Source organism: Bremerella alba, from assembly GCF_013618625.1.
Lineage (GTDB): Bacteria > Planctomycetota > Planctomycetia > Pirellulales > Pirellulaceae > Bremerella > Bremerella alba.
In genome coordinates, this window is sequence record NZ_JABRWO010000006.1 from 181,453 (window position 1) to 204,738 (window position 23,286).

Consider the following 23,286-nt stretch of genomic DNA (forward strand, 5'->3'; position numbering starts at 1 on the left):
GATTCACGTTTAAGCAATTCGCTGCACGGTCGTGCCGTTAGTCCGCACAATAAGTCGTTTCATTTCTAAGATGCTAAGCGTGGACAACACGCGGTGCACCGGCAACTTAGATCGCGCCACGAGTGCATCCAAAGACATCGGTGCCAGATCGATGTGCTGAAGAACCTGCTGTTCCTGATCGTTCAGTTTTAGCTCTGCCGGCTGAATAACGGTCTGGGCTTGCGAAATTTGTAGCGGTTTCTGAAGTGGACCGAGTTGCTCAATTACGTCGTCGACCGACTGAACAAGCGTAGCGCCATCACGGATCAGGCTATTCACTCCTCGCGCGACGGGGTTGTCAATTTGTCCAGGCAATGCGAAGACCTCGCGATTCTGTTCCATTGCCATGCGAGCTGAAATTAATGCTCCACTTCGCGTTGCGGCTTCAATAATGACGACTCCTAAACTCATCCCGGTAATCAAGCGATTACGCTGTGGAAATGCTCCGGCGATGGGGCTTACCAAAGGTGCCGCTTCGCTGACGATTGCTCCGCTGCCGGTAACTTCTTCGGCAAGGTCCACGTGTTCCGGCGGATAAATTTTCGAGACACCCCCTCCTAGAAAAGCAATCGTTCGTCCTTTGGCCTTGATCGCCCCGCGATGAGCCGCAGCATCGATTCCACGGGCCAGCCCGCTGACAATGGTGAAGCCGGCTTTTGCCAATTCATAACCGAAACGCTCGGCCTGCTTTTTGCCATAGTGGGTGGCATGTCGAGTTCCCACTATGGCCACGGCCAGTTCGTCACAGGGGAGAATCTCACCTTTGACAAACAGCAAAGTGGGCGGATCAGCGATTTCACAAAGAAGCTCTGGGAAGCTATCGGAGGATCGAGTCAAAATTTGTATGCCGAAGTCTCTGCAATGCTCCAGTTCGCTCTGCACATCGAACTGACTGGCGGAAACAATTGTTTTAGCAACTTTAGGACCAATGCCAGACACTGCCTGAAGCTGGCTAGAAGTTGCTGCCATCGCAGCAGAAAGCGACCCGAAATAAGATTGAAGTGCCTGAACTTTTGCAGGACCAATTCCGGAACTGAGTGCTAGGCGTAAAGCGGCTATAAACTCAGGATCTTGCAGCGTATTATCGTCGACGGAACTCATTCGAGCAGGCACCTTGGAGACTGGATTTGAGTCCGCCATTATAGGGGGTGCTGGCTGGGTGTCGAGAAGATTATCGCGTCACTAACTCGCGTATCCGTCTGTCCAGGCTTCCATGGCGACCGCAGACGGAACGTCTGACGTGAGCACGACTTTTCCAAAACAGTGCGGAACGATGAATCTTAGCTTGCCGTGTTCCACTTTCTTGTCGCGCTGCATGACAGATAAGATGGCTTCTTCATTTAACTTCGGCACATCGACCGGCAACTCAAGTGCGGTCAGAAGATTGTGTTGCCGCTGGGTCGCCTCCGAGTTGAACACGCCAAGTTTCTCACCCAGTCGAGATGCGCACAGCATCCCTACCGCAACGGCCTCGCCGTGGAGGTATTCACCGTAGCCGGACACCGTTTCCAACGCATGGCAGTAGGTGTGGCCGTAGTTAAGTATCGCACGCAGTCCAGTCGTTTCGCGTTCATCTTCGGCGACAACTTGGGCTTTCAATTCACAGCTTCGCGCGACAATCTTCTGGAGCACGGTCGAATTGCGATTAAGAATCGGTTGAACATTCGCTTCGAGAAACTCGAAAAATTCCGGATCCAAAATCACTCCGTACTTCACAACTTCCGCCAGACCAGATAGGTACTCGCGTCGTGGAAGCGTCTCCAGTACGGCTGTATCGATCAGCACGCCTTGGGGTTGCCAGAAACAACCCACGATATTTTTCGCAGCCGGTAGATTGATACCAACTTTCCCACCCACACTACTGTCGACCTGAGCAAGTAGTGTGGTCGGAATCTGAAAGAAATCGAGTCCGCGGGTCATGGTTGCGGCAATGAAGCCGGCCAGGTCACCGATCACGCCTCCCCCCAGGGCCACCACAATCGACTTACGATCGACACGATTGGCTATGGCTTTTTCCCATAGGTCTTGGGAAGTTGCCACCGATTTGCTCGGTTCGCCCGCAGGAACGACTAGTTTGGTAACGCGAATATTTTCCGCTTCTAGACTTTCATTCACAGGATCAAGAAAGTGTTTGGCTACGTTTGCGTCGCTGATCAGCACCGCATGGGTTACGCTCCGCAGCGAAGTGATCCAACGGCCCACTTCTGGCAGATTCCCCGTTCCTATGGAAATGTCATAAGAACGCTCTGACAAAGGAACGTGAACTGTCTGCGATGCGAAAGCACTAGGGTTTGTCGGTGTCATTTAGATCTTCGGGGATATTCTGGGCTTGATTAGGGTTTCGCTTCCAGCCGCGCCACGTCTTCCTGTGTAACGGTAATCTGACGACAAAAGCCTGTATGCAGGCGAACGTACTCCAAATGATTGCACGAGGCGGCATCCGCATGAAGGCACCGAGCTATCTTCTCGCGTTCTTCCACAGGAAAATCGGCGAGCTCTTCAGACCAGATGGTTTTTTCCTCGACAATTAACGATTCGCGGTAGGGGTCGAATTTGTCCGGCAACTGACTATCCTTTGAGAGTCAAGGCACGCAACTTGGGTTCGCCGCCACGACGATCCTGTGCGTATCGAGTATAAATCAGGTGAGCTTCGCCGAACATTCCCGATAGGAGATCTCGTTGGCACCTTCGCGTATGAATTCGACTTCTCGTCTCGGCATTGGCTCAGGCAAGCTGGTCGTCACTTCAATGGTACTGATCGCAGCGATTCTGGCAGGCGTTACTGTCTGGCATCATTGGTCGAAAGGGTATGCGTCGATTGCCTATTGGGGAGCAGCCAATGGCGAAAATATTCGCTACGCCCCGGCCGTACAGTTGAAGACTAGCGGCAAAACCTTCGATATTTCCATGGGACGCGGATTAGTTCATTTTCGCCAGGCATTGATCGAAGACGCCAGTTTCACAGAAGTCACTACCGAAGAATCTGCTCAGCCAAATTGGACGCATGAAGTAATCTTTTCATGGCCAGAAAAGACTGATGCAACGATTGTTCTGTTCGATCTCAATAAGGGGTTGCTTGGGCTGTCCGATCACCCCAAAGTGCTCGTCGCTAAACCAGAACCGACGGCCAGCGGTCTCACCACATTCTTCGAGGATGTGACTTCGACAGCATCTCGATAAGGCAATCGGCGTTCTATCGCCGGGACATCGATTGGATGAATCCCATAAGCATCCCGGCCACCAGCCCTCCGGTGTGTGCCAAGTTAGCGACACCGCCCATCATGCCGAACCAGCAGAGGAAAAACCACATCATTAAAATGATAATAGACGACTGGTTGATCATGATTCCGAAGGTTGGATCATTGTTGGAACGCATCCATAGGTATCCGAATAGCCCATACACCACGCCGGAGTAGCCTAGGAAATTTACCCCGCCGTAGAAACGTTCGTATTGAACCAAGTTGCCGCCATACAGGTCGATGTACATGGGGATGACGCCTTGGGCTAGATTACCGGCCAGTGCCAACCCGAGATTCAATAGCAGGAATTGAACGCTACCCATCCTTCGTTCCAAGATGGGACCCAACATGAAAAGCATGTACATGTTGAAGCCAACATGCAAAATAGCCATGCTTCCATTGCGGGCGTGGAGAAATGCCGGGGTGATCAATCGCCAGACTTGCCCTCGTTCGATCGTGCGAAGTGAGTTGGGTTCAGGCGAAATTCCATATGCTTGTAAGTCACTAGGGGAAAGAAAGCTGAGAGCCCCATAAATTTGGTCACCCAAGCCGGGGTCTTTGGCTGAGTAGTTGGAGGCAAACATGCCAGCAAGTGCGATCACGATGCAGATGATCATGATGCCTTTGGTGACGGGGGCTCCGGAAAGCCCGGCGCCAGCGGCAACAGAACGATGCTTCACCTCGTGAACGTTCTTGCGACGTTCCTTTTCGCGAAGCTGCTCCATCTTGCGTATGCCGGAAGCTTCCTCTCCAGCGGTACGATACCGACGATCATCGGGGTTAGAGCGAAACGCCTCTAGTTCGGTACGTGCTTGATCAACCTGGTTTTCTTCATGGATCCAGACGGACCATTCGCCCTGCGAGTTTGCATCGGCTTTGGAGTGGATGCCTTGCGTCAACAAATAGTCGACAAAGCGGGTAGCATGGTTTTCGGAAGTGAGATTACCAATTTGGCGCATGACAACCTGTGGTTATTTGACTTCTCCGGATTGAAGCCGCCGGTGCGCTTCCTCTACTTCATCGTAGTAGGAACGCCGCTGCAATTGCGAGGCCGATTCTTCGTCGAGAATGACGACCACGTCCCGATGGAACTGCAATGCGCTTCCGGTGACTTGTGCCGTTACGGGCCCTTCGACCGTCGCGGCGATTGCTTCGGCCTTTTCCTTGCCGAATGCGAGAAGTATACACTTCTTCGATTCCAGAATGGTACCCACCCCCATCGTGATGGCCAAGCGAGGCACATCTTCGGCGGTCCCAAAAAATCTCGCATTATCGCGAATCGTTTCTGGGGCCAGCGTCTTCAGGCGAGTACGACTTCCAAGCGATGAACCAGGCTCGTTGAAAGCGATATGTCCGTCCCGACCAATTCCCAAGATCTGGAAATCTATGCCACCGGCTTCGTCGATCATGGTTTCGTATTGAGATCCATAGGTCTCATAATCGAGGGCCCGCCCGTCGGGGACGTGAGTATTGCGGATGTCGATATTGATGTGACGAAAGAGGTTTTCCGTCATGAAGTGGCGATAGCTTTGCGGGTGGGTAGGTGGCAGGCCTACATATTCATCCAAGTTAAAAGAGGTAATCCGCGAAAAATCAAGCCCTTCGCTCTGGTGCATACGGATGAGCTCTTGATAGAGCTTCAGGGGGGTTCCGCCGGTCGCTAAACCCAGGATAGCACGAGGTTTCTTGCGAATAAGCTGGGCGACAATCGCGGCGGCACGTTGACTTCCGTGTTCAGCCGAAGGTTCGATAATGACACGCACTTGGCGTTTCCTCTATCTTCATGTTAGGGCTTGAGAACTTAATGCTATCAAGCCCTCGATCATAGACCACCGGCACTTAGCGGAAAAGGCAACGACCATATAAACGTGCGCGGGAATTCAGGGAAAACCGGTCTGGAATTCAATTGGCAGTCCTGATTACAATCCTTCGCAATGCTGGCACCGCTGCACGCGCCAGAATTGTCGGAAAGTTTCGCTTTACAACAAGGAGGTTGTCATGCGGTCGATTGCTATTTTGAATCAAAAAGGGGGCGTTGGAAAAACGACCACCGCAGTCAACCTCGCTTCCGCCATTGCCCGCAAAGGGTATAAAGTCTGCGTCCTGGACCTCGATCCTCAGGCCCATGCCTCGCTTCATTTAGGGATTGGCGTCGCGTCGGGGACTGAATCGATTTACCAAGTCCTCATGGGCGAAGCATCGCTTGAAGAAGTGCGTCATCAGGCAGGCGAAAACATTTGGTGTATCCCGGCTCACCTCGATTTAGCCGCCGCTGAGATGGAACTTGCCGGAGAAGTCGGTCGCGAGATGATCTTGCGTGATGCGATGGAAGTTCACGGCCAGCAATACGATTACTTGATCATTGATTGCCCTCCTAGCCTGGGCGTTCTGACTCTCAATGCACTGGCTTGTGTTGACGAAGTATTTCTACCGCTACAGCCTCACTTCCTTGCTTTGCACGGGTTGAGCAAATTGCTCCGTACGGTGGATATCGTTTCTAAGCGAATCAATCCCGAATTGAAGCTCACCGGGGTGGTACTTTGCCTGTTTGAGTCTGGAACGCGACTGGCCGGAGAAGTGGCCGGCGACGTTCACGAGTTCTTCAGCAAGGGAACGGCAGAAGGAAAAACCTGGGCGGGCGCTGAAGTTTTTCAGACTCGTATCCGTCGTAATATCCGCTTGGCAGAAGCTCCCAGTTTTGGGCAGTCGATATTTGATTATGACCCCAATTCCAACGGTGCTGAAGACTATACCAACCTCGCACGGGAAGTGTTGGGGCTGGGATTGGCGAGTAAATCATCCGATGAGAAGATGGTTGAATCGGCGGCAGCTTAGAATCGTAAATTGGTACTTAGACGTTGATTCTTCTCCCATGCGACGGTATTGATTAAATGGACAGAAAGTGTCGTCCATTTTTCGATCCGGGAGGGGATATCTAGCGAATGCTTGGGTTTCGCTTTAGTCTGAAGAGCCTTTTAGGGCTGTTTGTTGTGGTTTCGATTGCGATCGTCATCACTACCCAGTGGCGTTATCGTGGTCGTCTAACTACTTATTTTCTTGATCCCACCTCCGTCGAGGCCAAGGCGCTCTTGGTGTCTCCTGTACTGGCCGACGATGAAATCTTGCCTACGGCCGAGTATCGGGCCAATTATCGCGACGTTCGGTGGCTTTTTTCCCGAGCGGAGGATGCCGTGTCCCTTTCCGGTGGATTACAAGCCGATTTCGACAACGATCGGGTTGTAATCCGAACTTCTCAGCCCGAGGATCTGAAGCAGCTCATCTCTAAGATGGTCGCGGCAGATCACTTGGAAGAAGATCATGGCGTGATACGGGGGATAGCTGTGGACGAAAATGATCGACCGGTGGCCAATCTGCCGGTTGATCTTTTGGGGCCCACGCAGTGTCTGAACGCCTATCTAACGCGACCAGATGGAAGTTTTAGCATACCCGTCGAATTTATTCCTAGTGACGACTACATGCTTCGTTTTCGGCGATCTTATGCCGAAACCTACCTGACGATGCCCTTTTCGCTCGGAAAATCGAAACGCGAAGTGGTTGTTCGGGTGGTGATTCCACAAAAAGGCTGATTGAGCCTAACAGAACACCTGTTGCGCGGTTGAATTTTGCTGCCCCCCCAGTGAGAATGAGGGGGTATCAAACTACGTGATTGAACACTGACTCGACCACCAATTGTTGCAATTCTGGGCTCAGGATGACCTCATACGCACAGTGCACTCATTGTCAAACTAAGTTTAAAGCCAAAGCCGAGCTTAATGGCAAATCCGTGCGTTGCCCTAAGTGTAAAAAGGTGTTTGATGTCAAACTGACCGACACGGCACCTTCCAGTGAAGAGAGAGCAAAGCACGGATCGGCGGCGAATCTTTCGAAATCCAAGGTGATTCCCCAGAATCAGTCGGGGTCGAAGATTCTGGGCGACAAGCCTGTCGCCGGAAGGCAGGCCCCTAAAGCTAAATCCGCAGATCGTCCCAAGTGGTCTGGCGAACCGGAATCGGGCAGTTCTCCCGCAGTAGACTCGACGGCTAAAAAGCAGCTTCACCAGATCCCCGCTGGGAAAGAAAGTCCTATTCTTCGCAGCCGCCGAACGCTCTCAGCGGTAATATTGCCCGGTGATCGGCATATTCCTGCGTTAGAGGTTCCCTGGGGAGCTCCGTGTAATCCACCCAAAGATTTCTTAAAGGAGCAATCGGGGTCAAGTGTGCAAACGCAATCGCCTGCTCCCTCACCACTTGAATACTCTCCGCTGATTTCTCCTGACGAAAAAGAAATTCGCATCGAAGTGACCCAGCCGGGTGAAAATGCTCCGATTGTCGAATCAGAAGATGGAGAATTGGGCCTTCAAGAGGATGTGACGAGCAAGCCCGCCTCGTCGTCTTCCAGCAGTATGGATATCAACGAAGATGAGCTGATCGCTGATGTTACGGAAAATACCTCCAAAGCTGCAAAGCCAAAGCAAGGGGAAACCGGTTTTCACCGCTCGGCGAAAGAAAAGGTCATTAAGGGAGCGTTTACTGAGGATGTAGTGACCTCGGACAACGAAGGAGGTTTTTACCGCCCTGCCCTGCCTGGTCAGCACGACGATATCTACACCCAAGATCCGGCTGTGCTCGAGATGGCTATGGCGGCGGCCAAGCAACTTCTAGGACGCGGTGCCTCGATCGACGATTTAGAAGCCGTAGAAGGCTCGAAATACGTCGAGCAAGTCGCAGAGGTCTTGGCCGAACAAGAGGGTTTTGGCCAGACGAAAGAGTCTGGCGGATTCTCACTGCCAGTCAATTCAACACTCGTCATGGGCGGTGTAGGTATTGTCTGCGGGGTTGGTCTATTGATTTTGTTGGTTTACGCGGTGAGTACGATCAGCAATACCCTTGGCTCAGATGGTGCTGGGGCGAATAAATTTGATTACGTCACGCAACAGACCAGTCAATTTCCAGTCGAAGCCCGAGGGCCCGCAGGGCTTGTGACTGTTAAGTTTCCATCAAACTTCGATCCCCTTCCTAGTATCGAGAGACCATGGCTAGGCACGAAAGTCGAGGGGTATCGCATCATTCGCGGTGATGAATCTTATGTCATGATGTTCAGCTCTTCGATCCCCGGAAATTCGCCGAAAGGGAATCAAATGCCGTCCAAGGAACAGCTCGAAGTGTTCGGCATGCAAAACCTTATGGGAGCGAGCAAGTACCTCTCCAAGACCGATCAAATGACACTCGACAATTATCCACTTTTCGAGTATCACTTTTCAGCAGATATCCTACGGAGCCAGCCCGGTAAGAGTCGGGTGGTCCTCCTTTTTACGCAACAACGAATGTTCATGTTCATCTGGTCGGGCCGCCACTCCTCTTCGGAAGTGAACAAGTTCTTTCAATCGATCAGCGTGAAAGGAAGCCCCTACCCTGGGGCAGGTTAGTCTCTACGGGGCCACTAAAGTCGTCTGTCCTTCAACAACAACCTTACCGAAGATTGGCAGTTTTGGTGTGACGGCGATTGCTAGGTGCACGAATTGTGATTCGGCCTTCAAAGTAAAAGGCCACCTGGTCGGCAAGGCCATCCGCTGTCCTAACTGCGGAGAGGCATTTCGTGTTGAGTCGTCCGGTGGTGCTCCTACAGCATCCTCCAAGTCCTCTTCCGCGACCGGTGGAAAACTGGGAAGTGGCCATTCGCATGCCCCAAATGTTGACGGGTTCTCGTCCCAGACTCCAGCGGTCCCGAATACTTCCGAAGGCTTTTTTGATACGCACGAGGATGTCGACGCAACGTATGCTGCCCACGTGGTCGTAGCCAAGCATCGAAAGCGGCAGCAACAACTAATCTTCCTGATCTCCTGCGGCAGTTTGGCTGCTATCGTATTAATCGTGGGAACGGTGGTCGCGTTTCAATATGCTTATGACAATACGGCCGTTCCGTTGCAACTAGCCGATCCGCGAAGTGTCGACACGACGGAGCTAGACGGAAGTTGGCGTCCGTATAGCGATACCCAGTGGGGCTATTCAGTCCGTATGCCAGGCGATCCAGAAATTGATACGAAAAATGAAGACAAGATTAGGTCACTGTCAATTCGTGACCAGCAATTTGGCACGATGAGGATCGAATTGCGTAAAGAGTCGCACACTGAATGGAATGATTATTTTGCGAAGCTAGAGCGAGCCGAAATTTTCCTAGGTGTGCCTGCCGGTAACCTCATGAAGATCAGCTCTGAGGTAACCTATAGAAACGACTCGACTGCTGTGCACCGCTATATCCTTGTTAGTAAGGATAGCCGCTATTCCAAAAATGTCGCGGTCGTACATAAGTTCTTCGTGGAAGGAACAACCATTACTGCCATGTGGTCAGGCAAACGCGAGATGCTCCGTTCGCCGGAAGTTCTTTACTTCTTTTCATCCATCGAGATTTCTGGTAACCGATACTTAACGCACTAAATCACCGACGGCGGACGTTTCCTTGCTGGGCGACGTGCTACAATTGGACAACGTATTTTATGATGTTGTCCATCGTGCTTTTGAGGAAGGAAAGTATGGATTGGTTTCTTTCCGATCTTCACATGTTCTCTCGGCGTTCAATCTACCATGAACATGCGGACGAGATTTTGTCGCGTGCCGCTGAGGCGCGAGTTTTCGTACTTGGCGGTGACATCGTTGATTTTTCGTGGACGACGTTGCCTTCGGTTGAAGCAACGATTGATGCCGCGATGCAGTGGTTGACCGATTTGGTCGAATCTAACCGTGATTGCCAATTTCACTATTTGTTAGGGAATCACGACTGTCATGCTGAATTTGTTAAGCGGCTTGGTGACGTTGCCGAGGCAAACGTGAACTTTCACTGGGATCCCTACTTTCTTCGGATCGGTTCCGCTGTGATGCTTCACGGAGATGCAGTGCATTTAAAGCAACGTACCAACCTGGAGTTGGCTGCACAGCGAAACCGGAAGCATCAGTTTAAGCAGCCTGAATACCGCCATCAGATTTATGAAATGGCGATTCGTTCTCGCCTGCACGCAGTTGTTGGCAAACTAGCTAATCCTCGTAGGATCGTAGCTGGCCGAATCTGGGATTATCTCACCAACGAGAAAGTGGACATGGGTGGATCCGTGAAGAATGTATATTTCGGCCACACCCACGTCCCGATGAGTGATTATGCTTTTCGCGGGATTCACTTCCATAATGGCGGAGCGTCAATTTCGGGTTTGAAATTCAACATGCTGCCGATGAAACTTGACGGCCATCACCATCCTGCGGCAGACAACTCACCTCTGGCGTGAAAACAAATGCCGAAAGAACCTGACCCGATCGCTCTCATCGAATTCCTGAAAATGCAAGGAGCTCGCATTCGCTTGCGTAAGAGTGGTCAGGTTCACACCTTGGACTTCTCAAGTTGTGACTGGAAGCCCGACGATGAATCAATCCGTGAGTTAGAAAGCTTGCAATCTCTGGAAGTATTAAACTGCGAGAAGGCTCAGCTTACGGACGCTGCCGTCGAATCGATTTTGCGGCACCACGGTCTGAAGATAATGACGTTATCGGACACTAAACTATCATCCAAGGCGATCAAACGACTGCGACAAAACCTGATCGGCTGCCGGATCATCGCATGAAAAAAGGCCCTCGATGAGAGGATCATCAAGGGCCTTTTGCGTGAGAGCTTTTGGGGTGTGCGGTTAAAACGTCCACTCGACGCCGCTATAGATAGCCGCATCGGAAGTCGAGTAACCGGTGACCTCTTCGTATTGCTCGTTGAAGAGGTTATCAATTTTGTAGAACCAACGCATGTTAGGCCGAATCTGGTAGTCGCCGTACACGTCGACAACATTGTAGTTGGCCAAAACGACGGATCCATTTCTGGCATCTAGTCTGTTTCCTACCATCCGAGCTGCCAATGTGATTGACCCGCAACCGCAGCCAAAGTATCGCGTGATACCAAAGGTTCCTTTGTCTTTGGGGCGACGAACCAAAGGAAGTCCCGTCTCGGCATCCCAGGTATCGGTGTGGGTATAAGATCCCCAAACGGTCCATGCTGGATTGATGTACCAGTCAGCGGTCAATTCCACGCCATGCGAGCGAGCCTGGCCGATGTTTAACAGCGTAAAGGTCATCGGATCGAAGAGGATTAAGTCTCGATAGTCGTTGCGAAAGTAGGTTGCCCCCAAGACGACATCGTCATTCCAAAGCGATTGATCGATACCGTATTCCCAGCCACGGCTACTTTCGGGACGCAAGTTTGCATTTCCAAACGGAAAGAGGTTTTCCGACAACGCAGGGGCACGGTAGCCGGTACCCAGACTCGCTCGTAGGCGAGTGTTCGTTTCATGGATCTCGTAGGCCGCAGTTGTGCGGTACGTTTGATGTGCACCGGCCGCACTGTGGTCATCCCAACGTACGCCAGCGGTCAGATGTAATCGATCCCAAAAGGAAATCTGATCTTGGAAGAAGATACCTGATTGGTATTGACTGGCCGAAGAGGGTGCCGAAGGCAGAAACTCCGTCGTTGCCGACTCGTCCCAATGCTGTACGCCGATCGAAAACTCATGGTCAGGCCATAAAATCGCTGTTCCCAGGTAGGTAAACTGCCGTGTCGCCCCGTCAGCATTGCCCGGAAAGACGTCGTCTCGATCTTCACGTTGGTACTCGACGTAGTCATAGGCAAACTGCTGCTCGATATTGCCATCAAGAAGAGTGTTGTTGATCTCGTATCGCTGAATAAAGTTTTGGGTAAGGTTTAGACGCGTAAGATCATCGGTAGGAGGAACACCTATTGAGAACGACGCATCGTCAATCCGTGCTCGGGCATCTGTGTAACGTAGTCGATAGACGAACTCGGTATTGTCTGTCAGTTGGACTCCGAATGCACCTGAAAGAGCACCCACTTCGAATGGATCGTTTTCAACTCCGCTCGTTGCGGCGGAAAAGGATTGGGTATCCAACCACGACCCGGAAAACGAATAGTCGAACGCTCCTTGGCTGCCTTGCACGTAGCCCCCTTCTCGATGCGTTCCATACGCACCACCTTGAGCAGATACAGCTCCCGACAATGGCCCTTCTCCGCGGCGCGTAATAATATTCACGACACCACCGATTGCTTCAGACCCATATAATAGACTTTGAGGGCCCTGCAGAATTTCAATGCGTTCTACATTGTCGAGCGTCAAATTTGCGGCATCGAAACCTCGGCTGGGACTGCTAGGGTCATTGACCGGCGATCCGTCAACCAGCACTTTGGTATGCTGCGAGTTGGCTCCTCGCAAGAAGATGGACCGAACTCCCCCTGGGCCGCCTGAGTTCACAACGTCGACACCTGGCTGCCGAGCTAAAATCTCGCCTACGGTAAACGCATCAGACTTCTCAATCTGATCTCGAGCGATCACCTGAACGGTTCCACCAAATTTTCTTTCTTCGGTACCGGTAGCCGTCGGAGTAACAACGGTCGCATTAGAAAACGTCGCGTCGTAATCTCGTTGAGTTTCGCCGCTGTTAGGTTCGCTTTGAACAACGACCGGAGGTAAAAGCGGTGCTTCCGTATCAGGAACCTCTGCAGCGCTAGGTGCGGCGTCCGTAGAGTTCGTGTTGTCGACCTCTTCTTGAAGTGCCGTCTGCTGTACTGGAATTACTTGGGTCGGCACCAATTGCTGAGCTGACGCCGATGTTCCCCAGCATGCCATTCCCAATATACAAAGCGAGCCCAAACTTGGCGGGCTCCAGCCATTAATCCATTTCACGCGCTGACCTTTCCATCCCTCGTGGAAGTGTTTGAAATTAACGACGTCTATTTGGGCGAATATCCTGACTTCGATTCATCCTTACGTCACCCTTCCCAAAGCGGCTTGGTGGTCGCTTCAGTGGTATGTGACGCTCGTCCTCGTTACAGTCGCGGGGCGGTGGGAGACTTACACTCCACTTCCTCGTTCCTTAGACACAGTAGTGCCGCATGCATCGCTAGCGGGCGTGCGATGCATACGTCGTATTGATTGGATCGACTTTGCGGGCTGAAGTCTCTTTCTAATCCGAACTGACTGCGACTGCTTACCGAGTCGGAAAAGTCATACATGCCATGGTTTATCGACATGGTTGGAATAGTCTCAGTGGCGAAGATATACTCAGGTAACAGCTCATTTTTGCTCACCTCTTCTTCCTTTGCCTGCCTTATGAATACCAACCTTGTGGTCTCTTTTGCGTGGCTTGCTCTTGTTCCATGCACTTGCTTGCTAGCGATCGAGCCTCTCAATACTCCTCAGCAACAACAAAAGCTTTTCCATCTTCCACCCGGTTTCGAGATTCAATTGGTCGTGAGTGAGCCTGATATCGGGCAGCCCATGAATTTGAATTTCGATTCTCGCGGCAGATTGTGGATTAGCAGCAGCATTGAATACCCCTATCCGGCGGACTCCCCAGGTGTACAGCCGCGGCCAGATCGATTTGCTGGGATTAGTCAGCACGCCCCACGCGATTGGGTAACCGTAGTTGAAGGTTTCGAGGAAGACGGGAGTGCCAAGAAAGTAACGAAGTTCGCCACTGGGTTGAACATACCCATTGGGCAGACCCCTATTACTTCAGGTGACAAGGCGATCGTCTACAGTATTCCCAACATCGATAAATTGACCGATTCCGATGGAGACGGCATCGCCGACGAACGGTTCAAGCTGTATGGTTCCGTTGGGAACATCGACACGCACGGCATGGTCAACTCGTTTACACCTTGGATCGACGGGTGGATCTATGGTTGCCACGGCTTCTCAAACACATCTGAAATTGCTGACGGTCAAGGTAACGTAACCCGCATGGAGTCGGGCAACACATATCGGTTTCAGGCCGATGGAAGCCGGTTTGAGGTGTTCACCCACGGCCAGGTGAATCCGTTTGGTCTGACTTTCGATCCAATGGGCAATCTGTATGACGCCGATTGTCACTCGATGCCGGTTTACCAATTGTTACGTGGTGCCAGGTATCCTCACTTTGGAGCCAAACCGGATGCACTTGGTTTTGGTCCGACCATGATCAACCACAGTCACGGATCGACCGGTATCTGTGGTCCGGCCTACTACGCCGCCGAGCATTTTCCGAAACCGTTCCGTGATAACCTCTTTATTTGCAATCCCGTGTCCCAAGTGATCCATCGCGACAAGCTCGAGCAATTTGGTTCTACCTATCAGGTCGATACCCAGCCAGATATGGTGAAATGTGATGATACTTGGTTTCGACCTGTCGACGTAAAGTTGGGACCAGACGGAGCGCTTTATATTGCCGACTTCTACAACCCAATCATAGGACACTACGAGTCTCCGCTCGATCATCCAGATCGTGATCGAACGCATGGGCGTGTTTGGCGAATCATTTACACCGGAGATAATGCATCGTCGAAGCCAATTACTGCCCCTGTCGATTTGACGAAACTATCCACGAATGATTTGGTTGAACAACTAGACAATGTGAACTTGCTTGTCCGTACGTTGGCAACGAATCTATTGGTAGATCGCCATGCGGAGGCCGCAGTTCAAGCGTTTGATTCAATTCAGAATATCACGAATCCGCGACAATTGGCTCATGCTCTTTGGGCGCTCGAGCGAATCAATGGGCTGAGCAATAAGGATCTTCAACGCTTGGCAGTTCATTCTGATCGACTTGTTCGCATTCATTTGATCAAGGCAATTGCCGAACGCGATGCTTGGTCTGACGTCGAATTCATGATCGTCCGGCAGGCCTTAAATGATCAAGACGCATTCGTCGTGCGCGCCGCAGTGGATGCGTTGGGACGTCACGCGGCCGACGGTAATGTTCGACCTATACTTTGGGCTTGGAAACAAGCACTCCCGGAAGATACTCACCTCATCCATACGATTCATCTGTCTCTTCGAGAACATTTTCGCTCGGGCGAAGTCGTCGCGATGTTGAGTTCCCAACAGTGGAGTGACGAGGAAGATAGGCAACTCGCAAGCATCGCAAAACTTTCTGAAAGTGAAGACGCTGCTCGATGGCTTATCCTGCGAGCCGATAGCAGGTCGATCGATTGGGATGCGCTACGTCGAGTGGCTCGGCAAGCGGCAAGGCAGAACGACTTGCAGATGCTTGAGAGAATCGTAGAGCTATCCAAACAATCTCCACCTTGGAAACAGCTTTCCGTGTTAAGTCAGTTCAGTCTCGCCGAACAAGAGGCAGGTCGTCTCCCCTTCCAAAACCCGCTGGCACGCGCTTGGGCTGAACGCTTATGGCTAGTTCTTTCCCCAGAACTAACGCGTCCTGAGGCCTGGACAGTCCATCAAATGCCAGGTGAAAGCTCATTGGCGATCAATCCCTGGGGGCCGCGCGATCGCGTGACATCCGTTGGAGCCACGCGGACGTTTGTGGATAGTATCGTCCACGGAGAGCAGCAAACCGGAATCCTTCGAAGTCGCAGCTTTCCTTTGCCTGAAGAGATTCACTTTTGGCTATGTGGTCAAGATGGTCTGCCTGGCAAGAAGAGCCCAGAATTAAATCTCGTTCGCGTGTGTCTGGCTGATGGAAACAGGATGATTGCGCAACAAAAGGTTCCTCGAAACGATGTCGCCAAGCATTTCAAACTTTCGCTAAACAAACACGCGGGCAAGCGTGGATATGTAGAAGTCGTCGATGGAAATTCAAGCAAATCGTACGCTTGGATTGCTGTGCACGATTTTTCGCCGGAAGTGCCTGCGTTACCTTTCCAGAATGAAGCCGCTTCGAAGATCGCTTTGCTGCGAGCAGTACAAGACTTCCAACTAACATCGGCTGAATCTCAGTTGGTAAAGCTAATGTCAAATCCAAAGCTAGACGTGGAAACTCAAGTTGCGATTGCCGAAGCATTGCATCATTTGGGACGCTCTGACAAGCTCGCCGATATGCTAGTTGCCATGCTACTGAAATCGGATCTCACGCCATCGATTCGGCAAAGGACGATTCGATTGCTCGGTTCGCATCCAAGCAAGAAGGTCTATAACGCACTTGTCGCCCAATTGAAGAACTTAGCGGCTGAAGAGCAAACCGTAATTGCGTTAGCGTTGGGGAATAGCAAGGAAGGAGTGAATGCTTTATTGGATGCCATCGAGCAAGGTAGGGCTTCTCCGTATGTACTTCAAAATCCAAAGTGGCAGCACCAAACAGAGGCCATCGTTTTGTCAGCCGCTTTACAGGAGCGAATCGCAAATATAACGGGTGGCCTACCACCCCTTTTAGTACAAGAGCAAGCTGCAATTCAGAATGTTCTGACAGACTACTCAGCGAGCCAACCGTCACTTGAGGCAGGGGCGAAGTCGTTTGAGAAGCGGTGCGCCGTGTGTCACAAGATTGGCGGCAAAGGCAATCTAGTTGGTCCGCAACTCGATGGAATTGGCAATCGACCATTGGAGCGGATCGTCGAAGATGTGCTGGCACCCAATCGCAACGTGGACGCTGCCTTTAGAACATCGCTCATCCAAACCATCGATGGCCAGATAATCTCTGGGCTTCCGCTACGGGAAGAAGGAGAAGTCCTCGTTTTGTCCGATGTCGAAGGGAAAGAGGTTCGCGTTTCTCAGAATGATATCGAACTCCGCAAGGAGTCACCATTGTCGTTGATGCCTGGCAACTTTGGGGAACAGATTTCTCAGGCAGAGTTACTAAGTCTGATTCATTTTCTTAAGGCGCAAAAAAAAGAGAGTGCTACAGTCGCATTACCGTAACACTCTCTTGGGTTGTCAAAAAGTATCGCGACTACACCACGTATTCGACGTCGCGATTCTGACCTGGCCTCGGAATTGGGTATTTGCCATCTTCATTCGGCATCACCGGGGCCGGTCCATCCGCAGTCAATTTATCGACGTTGGGGGCAAACTCTTGCTCGGAGTGGAGCATTTGTTCATAGGTGACCTCTTGGCCCGTATGAGCTGCCATGCGGCCCATGCTAGTCACCAAGCTCGCTTGAACGCCACGATGAACTTCGTTGTACGGTTGATCATTGACGATCGCGTCGACAAAGTCATTCCATTCTAGCTGGTACGGGTTTTGTTCTGGCTGTGGGTAGGCCCAGGCCACTTCACGTCGGTTTTGATTCTGGCCCTTGAACGTGCGAACCTTGCCCGGTGTATGTCCCGAGGTGCTCACAATCGCAGACCCTTTGCTGCCGTGGACGACGCTTGACATATCGTTTCGGCACCCTAGCATCGTGCGGCCATTGAAGAACAACTTCGAGCCATCGGCGTAGGTATATTCGACGGAATACGAGTCGAAGTTTTGGTCGATGAAGTCACCACGGTAATGACGTCCACCGAGTGCCTGAGCTTTAACGGGCCAGGCATTCTTCATCCATGAAGTTTCGTCGATTTGGTGGATGTAGAAGTCACTGAAGCAACCGCCACTAGCCCATAGAAAGCTATGGAAGCGTTCGATCTGGTACATGACTTCAGGCTTGTCTTCCGGTTTCGGTGTACTGAAAGCCGAGGCTACTGGGCCGTGCATACGATAAGCTCGCATACAGACGATATCACCAATTTCACCATTTTGAATTCGATCGTGCAGTTCTTGACGACCGCGGCAATGGCGAACCATCAAGCCCACGGCGGACTTGATGTTCTTCTTGTCGGCCAGTTCCGCCAAAGCGATCATCCTTTTGGCGCTCGGGCCATCAGCAATGACTGGCTTTTCCATGAAGACATTCAGCCCCTTGTCAATCGCGTACTGGTAGTGGACCCAGCGGAACGCAAGCGGTGTGGCGAGAATGACGATATCGCCTGGGTTCAATGCATCCATCGCTTGCTTGTAGGCTTCAAAGCCAACGAACTGGCGTTCCTTGGGAACCTCGACTTTATCCTTGTTTTCTTGAAAGGTGCGGTTCAACGCGTTGTAACTGCCGTCCAAGCGATGCTGGAAGACATCGGCCAAAGCTACTAGCTTGGTGCAGCCGTTGGGAACATTCAGCGAGTCAGCGGCGGCACCAGTTCCACGACCCCCACAGCCGACAAGAGCGACTTGGATTTTGCCAATCTCTTTCTCTTCCGCATGAACATGCGGCACGGCGAAAGCGCTCAAGGCGGAAGCCGCCCCGGCCATTTTAATAAAGTCGCGGCGATTGTTCTTTGCTTGCAGTCGTTCGCTCATAATATGTCCTGTGTTCAGTGGATAAGGTGTAGGGGATGACTAGGAGAGTGGGGTTAGTAGACGTCTTTGGCACTGTTCCAGTAGAAATACATTTCCTCGGGCGAGGGGATCTTTGCGGGTCGAACAATGCGAAAGCCTAGTTGCTGAGCATCAGTGTGGTACCAAATGCTTTTAGGAAGTTGCGGGTCTTGCTGCTTCCAGGCCGCATCACTGCCACGCCGCGCGGCGCTGCGAATTCGATCTGGATCATCGTCCCAGCCACCACCGCGAACACTTCGCGGGTAAAGACTCTGGGGTTTGATATATGGATTCTTACTCGAGTTCTGGATCTTTTTAAAATAGTCTGGCAAGTATTGATCCGCACACCATTCCATAACATTGCCATGCATGTCGTGCAGTCCCCAAGGATTAGGTTTCTTGAGGCCAACCTTTTGGTACTTTTCGTTAGCGTTGTCGTAAAACCAAGCGTAATCGAAAAGCTTCTCCGGATTATCACCAAATGAGTAAGCGGTGGTTGTACCAGCGCGGCAAGCGTACTCCCATTCCGCCTCGGTGGGCAGACGGTAAAAATGTCCGGTCTGGGAGCTGAGCCATTGGCAGTACTTGTTGGCCGCATGTTGCGTCATGCTGATCGCAGGATAGCCATGCTGTCCCATGCCGAAGCTCATCTCGGTGTAAGGAGGCGTCGGCTGACTGACGGCATCAACGATTGTGTGAGCTTGGGTATCGAAATCAGTCCGAGAACCATCTTTCCGACGATCGACCTGCGTGATCATGAAAGGTTCGTACTCATCCCAAGTCACCTCGCACTTGCCCATCCAGAAAGGATCGACGGAGACTTGGGTTTGCGGACCTTCCTCCGGTCGTCGTAATTCTTCGGTCTGAGGGCTTCCCATAACGAATTTGCCACCAGGGATGGCAATCATTTCGTATTCAACCTCAGTTACGGGAATCGCGTTGTTGTAGTTCTTATGGTTCCCCTGTTCTTTTTGGGCCTGGGCGACAATTTTGGCGTGAATATTCTTCACCAATTCAAAGTCATCGGGAGTAGCGAACCTGGGACCTTCCTTGGCACGGGCCTTGAGTTCCATGTCTTGAGGCCACTTGGCTCCTTCGGCGATCCAGGTCTTGAGCGTTGCGGTTTCACTTTTGGAAAGTGGACCACCTGAGCGAAGCGGTGGCATCAACTGCTCGTCCGTGCGTGGGAGAACCGTCATCGTGTAGAACATGCTGTCCTCGGGGGATTCCGGAAGGATTGCACCCCCGCTGCCTGATTCAAAAGCATCTTCTTTCGTTGTAAGAAGGTAATCCCCGGCAGGCTCGTCGCCGGAGTGGCACGAGACGCAATTCGTTTCCAGGATGGGAGCCACATCCTTTATAAAATCAACTTCGGCAGCCGACAGAAAACCAGGAGCTAAACCGAGAAGATATACCAATGGTAAAATCAGCAGTTTCATTCGATGTGCTTTGAGGCGCCTTGCGGAGACGGGGATTCTAATAGGAAGTTTCGGGGAGGGATAAACCAGCGAGGCGGTGACAGAAAACGTCACGAGGTGTGCGCTAATTCTAGGCAAACGACGTTTGGTTGCAAGTGATTTCTGGATACCGCAAAAGTATCAATTCAAGCAATTGCCGAAGATAACCCGAGATAGCAATCGTTTATGAGCATCGATTGCTACAAAATAGCAAACAGACGATGACAAAATTAGAATAGAAGAAGTCTGTCTTGAGTATGTTTGCGTCAAATTCAGGACGATTCTCGCAGGGCATTTCGTAAGATCTGTGCGGGATGCAGTGCCTTACGCTGAGTCCCGTCATGGATCTGATGCCGACACGAGGTGCCAGGAGCGGCTATCAAATGATCAGCCGGCAGTTCTCGCACGCGAGGGAACAAGATCAATTCACCGATTTTCATCGACACGTCGTAGTGCTCGATCTCGTAGCCGAAGGAACCTGCCATACCACAGCAACCGCTAGGGATCGTCTTTACCTCGTAGTTCTTTGGCAAGCCCAACGCCGCGATACTGGCCGATTGCCCTGCGAGCGCCTTTTGAAAGCAATGTCCATGGAGGTAGATCGTCTTTGCCTGATCTGTAAACGAATCGTCAGAGATACGCCCTGCTTGAATCTCTTGCTGGAGGAACTCTTCTAACATCAAGCAACGCGAAGCAATGTCGTGAGCGATTGGGCGAAGTTCCGGTTCGGCTAACTCCATCGTTTCATCGCGAAAGGTCAGTATTGCCGAAGGTTCGACCCCAATCATGCGAATGCCATCTCGCATCGCTTCTTTCAGAATCCGCAAGTTCTGGTCGATTCGCTGCTTGGCCTCACGCAGCAATCCTTTTGATAACCAAGTTCGGCCACTTTCAGTGATCGAGGCAAGGGTGACGTCATAACCTAAACGCTCTAACAATTCGATCGCAGCAATGCCGATATGTGGGTCATGGAAATTCGTGAATTCATCGTTGAAGAAGAGCACTCGGCCCACCTTCCCGGCATTCGCGTGAGGCTTGTGCTGGGCATGCCAGGCTGCCATTGTTTGCTTGGGCAAAAGCGGAATCGTGCGATCGGGATGAAACCCTGTCAAACGATTGATTACTTTCCGAATCGCTGGCGTTCCAAAGATGAAATTCCAAAGCCACGGCAGCCTAGCGGCGAGGATTTGTTTATTGAAGAAGTCAGCAATTAACTTCGAGCGTGGTGGCACGCCGTGCGCATCGTAATAATGCTGCTGAACCTCTGCTTTCAGTTTGGCCATGTCGACCGTCGAAGGACACTCCTTCTTGCACCCTTTGCACGAAAGACAAAGGTCCATGACGTCCTTGAGTTCTTCGTTGGCGAGCGGATTGACGGCGTCCGACTCGGTGATGATTTGCCGTAGTGTATTGGCCCGAGCGCGTGTCGTATGCATTTCATCACGTGTGGCCATATAGCTTGGGCACATCGTCCCGCCGGCCAATTCCGTCTTACGGCAGTCGCCAGAGCCGTTGCACATTTCGGCCGCACCCAGGATGCCGAAGTTCGACGAGAAATCAAACAAGGTATCTGGCTGCTGCGTCTTCTGGCCAGGTGCATACCGGAGCGATGAATTCATCGCTGGCGTATCCACAATCTTGTTTGGATTGAAAACTCCCTTGGGGTCCCAGGTTTGCTTTACCTGACGTACAAGTTCGTAGTTGTACTCGCCAATCATTTGCCGCAGAAACTCGCCCCTCAGGCGTCCATCACCGTGCTCACCGCTGAGGGATCCTCGATAGTGTTTGACCAACTCGGCAATCGTTTGGGCGACTTCCCGAAACTGTTGGTTTCCTTCTGGTGTTTTTAAGTTGATCACGGGGCGGAGATGAATCTCGCCGCTTCCAGCGTGCGCATAATGAACGCATTCAAGCCCGAATCGTTCTTTTAGGCGACGGTTGAACTCGGCGATATACTCAGGTAAATCATCGACATCGACACACGTATCTTCTACCACCGGGGCAGGCTTCGTATCGCCTGGTATATTCCCCAGAAGCCCCAGCCCCGCTTTGCGCAGATCCCAGATTCGTTCGGTCTCTTCGCCGTAGAGGACTGGATAGGCGTAACCTAGACCGGCAGCTCGCATTTGGTCTATGATCCGGTCGCAAACGGTCTGTACTTCTACCTCCGTTTGTCCACGAATATCGACTACGATGATCGCCCCCGGCTGACCTTGCACGAAAAATCGGTTGGCGCGATGTTCAATGCTTCGTTCGGTACACTCCAGAATGTAATGATCAATCAATTCACAGGCATAGCAATCATGTTTGACGGCGATCTGGGTTGCGCGAAGCGATTGGTCGACGGTTTCGAAGTGGGCACAAAGCAAACCACTTACCGGTGGAGGTAGGGGTAAGCAGTTCAGCTTGATCTTAGTAGCAAAAAAGAGTGTGCCTTCACTTCCGGCGATCAACTTGCAAAAGTTGAATCTGTTGGCGCTAGACTGATCGAAAACATCGGCGTCCATCAATAAATCGATCGCGTAGCCAGTGTTACGTCTCGGGATAGACGGTTTGGGAAACTCCCGCTCGATTCCCTCGCGGTTTGTAGCGTCGGAAAGCATATCGCGGATTTGAAGGTAAATCGATGTTTCGAGCGAAGCAGGACCGGAGCACTTGGCGTCGAACTCCTCTGCCGACAGCTGCCCAAAAGTGACTTGGGAGCCATCCGAGAGAAACCCTTCAATCTCTAATAGATGGTCGCGGGTGCTGCCGTATTTGATTGAATTTGAGCCGCACGAGTTATTTCCCACCATGCCGCCGATCATCGCCCGATTCTGTGTCGATGTCTCGGGGCCGAATAACATACCATGAGGCCGGAGAGCAAGATTTAATTCGTTGCGAATCACGCCCGGTTCTACCCACACGGTTCGTTCGTGTGGATCGATCTCAAGGATCTGCGTGAAGTAACGGGAAACATCAACCACAATCCCGCTTCCGACGACCTGCCCGGCCAAGGAGGTTCCAGCCGTGCGAGGAATCAGGCCGACTTCATGACTATTGGCAAATACAATCAGTTGTCGAATGTCTTCTTTGGTCTCTGGGATCGCTACCGCGAGTGGCATTTGCTGATAGGCAGAAGCATCGGTTGCGTAAAGACGCCGCATCAGCGATCCGGTGTGCAGTTGTCCCTGCAGTTGGGATCGTAGCTGATTGAATGCATCGGTGAGATCGGTGGCGGTTGTTTGTGGCGAAGAGGAAGCAGATGCCATTGGTGTCAATTCATAGAGGAAAGGTGGGGCCATCGAGCGTCGATCTTCTATCTTAAAGAACTTACGACAAATTCCCATCCTGGATCTTTCCTTCGACTGACTTTGCCGGTTACTAAGAATTTCCTATTGGCGGCGGGTTCTTTTCGTGAGAATGGTACGAGTCACAAAATCTAGACCATATGTTGTTGACAAA

The 23,286-nt window shown here is 51.7% G+C and carries 17 protein-coding genes, 1 pseudogene and 1 riboswitch; of the genes and pseudogenes, 9 read left to right on the top strand and 9 right to left on the bottom strand.

What is annotated here, in order from left to right:
* Nucleotides 1-9 precede the first annotated feature (9 nt).
* The 3 genes from dprA to HOV93_RS11865 form a co-directional block, all read right to left on the bottom strand.
* Nucleotides 10-1,140 (bottom strand): DNA-processing protein DprA, encoded by a 1,131-nt coding sequence (gene dprA, locus HOV93_RS11855; protein WP_207396715.1) that lies wholly within the window; start codon nt 1,138-1,140, stop codon nt 10-12.
* Between the two features lie 81 nt (nt 1,141-1,221).
* Nucleotides 1,222-2,343: a 3-dehydroquinate synthase gene (gene aroB / locus HOV93_RS11860; protein WP_207396716.1), complete on the bottom strand. Its 1,122-nt coding sequence runs from the start codon at nt 2,341-2,343 to the stop codon at nt 1,222-1,224.
* 29 nt (nt 2,344-2,372) lie between these two features.
* Nucleotides 2,373-2,603, bottom strand: coding sequence for a hypothetical protein (locus HOV93_RS11865; protein ID WP_207396717.1), 231 nt, complete (start codon nt 2,601-2,603; stop codon nt 2,373-2,375).
* 115 nt (nt 2,604-2,718) lie between these two features.
* Here HOV93_RS11865 and HOV93_RS11870 point away from each other — a divergent pair, with 115 nt between their 5' ends.
* Nucleotides 2,719-3,219 (top strand): hypothetical protein, encoded by a 501-nt coding sequence (locus tag HOV93_RS11870; RefSeq protein WP_207396718.1) that lies wholly within the window; start codon nt 2,719-2,721, stop codon nt 3,217-3,219.
* A 13-nt stretch (nt 3,220-3,232) separates the two neighbouring features.
* On the opposite strand, the gene HOV93_RS11875 is transcribed toward HOV93_RS11870, so the two are convergent.
* Nucleotides 3,233-4,237, bottom strand: coding sequence for a rhomboid family intramembrane serine protease (locus HOV93_RS11875; RefSeq protein ID WP_207396719.1), 1,005 nt, complete (start codon nt 4,235-4,237; stop codon nt 3,233-3,235).
* Between the two features lie 12 nt (nt 4,238-4,249).
* Nucleotides 4,250-5,041 carry a glucosamine-6-phosphate deaminase gene (nagB, locus tag HOV93_RS11880; RefSeq protein ID WP_207396720.1) on the bottom strand — a complete coding sequence of 264 codons (792 nt, stop codon included), beginning with the start codon at nt 5,039-5,041 and terminating at the stop codon, nt 4,250-4,252.
* A gap of 235 nt (nt 5,042-5,276) precedes the next feature.
* Here nagB and HOV93_RS11885 point away from each other — a divergent pair, with 235 nt between their 5' ends.
* The 7 genes and pseudogenes from HOV93_RS11885 (at nt 5,277) to HOV93_RS11910 (ending at nt 10,884) form a co-directional block, all read left to right on the top strand.
* Entirely contained in the window at nt 5,277-6,113 is an 837-nt protein-coding gene (locus tag HOV93_RS11885; RefSeq protein WP_207396721.1) for a ParA family protein, read from the top strand.
* Between the two features lie 107 nt (nt 6,114-6,220).
* On the top strand, nt 6,221-6,865 hold the full coding sequence (locus HOV93_RS11890) for a hypothetical protein (protein ID WP_207396722.1): 645 nt from the start codon (nt 6,221-6,223) through the stop codon (nt 6,863-6,865).
* A gap of 125 nt (nt 6,866-6,990) precedes the next feature.
* Nucleotides 6,991-7,086, top strand: a pseudogene (locus HOV93_RS26595) (MJ0042-type zinc finger domain-containing protein); the annotation flags it as partial.
* Entirely contained in the window at nt 7,087-8,703 is a 1,617-nt protein-coding gene (locus HOV93_RS11895) for a hypothetical protein (protein ID WP_235990238.1), read from the top strand.
* A gap of 67 nt (nt 8,704-8,770) precedes the next feature.
* The gene (locus HOV93_RS11900) at nt 8,771-9,712 is read left to right on the top strand and encodes a hypothetical protein (protein ID WP_207396724.1); all 942 of its coding nucleotides are present in this window, start codon (nt 8,771-8,773) and stop codon (nt 9,710-9,712) included.
* 95 nt (nt 9,713-9,807) lie between these two features.
* On the top strand, nt 9,808-10,551 hold the full coding sequence (locus tag HOV93_RS11905) for a metallophosphoesterase (protein ID WP_207396725.1): 744 nt from the start codon (nt 9,808-9,810) through the stop codon (nt 10,549-10,551).
* A gap of 6 nt (nt 10,552-10,557) precedes the next feature.
* Entirely contained in the window at nt 10,558-10,884 is a 327-nt protein-coding gene (locus tag HOV93_RS11910) for a hypothetical protein (RefSeq protein WP_207396726.1), read from the top strand.
* A gap of 63 nt (nt 10,885-10,947) precedes the next feature.
* Here HOV93_RS11910 and HOV93_RS11915 read toward each other — a convergent pair whose 3' ends face one another.
* Nucleotides 10,948-13,002, bottom strand: coding sequence for a TonB-dependent receptor plug domain-containing protein (locus HOV93_RS11915; RefSeq protein WP_207396727.1), 2,055 nt, complete (start codon nt 13,000-13,002; stop codon nt 10,948-10,950).
* Nucleotides 13,003-13,039: 37 nt separating this feature from the next.
* Nucleotides 13,040-13,227: riboswitch (cobalamin riboswitch) on the bottom strand.
* 201 nt (nt 13,228-13,428) lie between these two features.
* Between HOV93_RS11915 and HOV93_RS11920 the strand changes: the two genes are divergently transcribed.
* The gene (locus tag HOV93_RS11920) at nt 13,429-16,953 is read left to right on the top strand and encodes a DUF7133 domain-containing protein (protein WP_449243555.1); all 3,525 of its coding nucleotides are present in this window, start codon (nt 13,429-13,431) and stop codon (nt 16,951-16,953) included.
* A gap of 31 nt (nt 16,954-16,984) precedes the next feature.
* On the opposite strand, the gene HOV93_RS11925 is transcribed toward HOV93_RS11920, so the two are convergent.
* From HOV93_RS11925 to HOV93_RS11935, 3 genes are all read right to left on the bottom strand, one after another.
* Complete coding sequence (locus HOV93_RS11925; RefSeq protein WP_207396729.1) at nt 16,985-18,367, bottom strand: Gfo/Idh/MocA family protein; 1,383 nt, start codon at nt 18,365-18,367, stop codon at nt 16,985-16,987.
* A 53-nt stretch (nt 18,368-18,420) separates the two neighbouring features.
* The gene (locus HOV93_RS11930) at nt 18,421-19,824 is read right to left on the bottom strand and encodes an SUMF1/EgtB/PvdO family nonheme iron enzyme (RefSeq protein ID WP_207396730.1); all 1,404 of its coding nucleotides are present in this window, start codon (nt 19,822-19,824) and stop codon (nt 18,421-18,423) included.
* Nucleotides 19,825-20,114: 290 nt separating this feature from the next.
* Nucleotides 20,115-23,171 (bottom strand): FAD-binding and (Fe-S)-binding domain-containing protein, encoded by a 3,057-nt coding sequence (locus tag HOV93_RS11935; RefSeq protein ID WP_235990239.1) that lies wholly within the window; start codon nt 23,169-23,171, stop codon nt 20,115-20,117.
* Nucleotides 23,172-23,286: the final 115 nt, after the last annotated feature.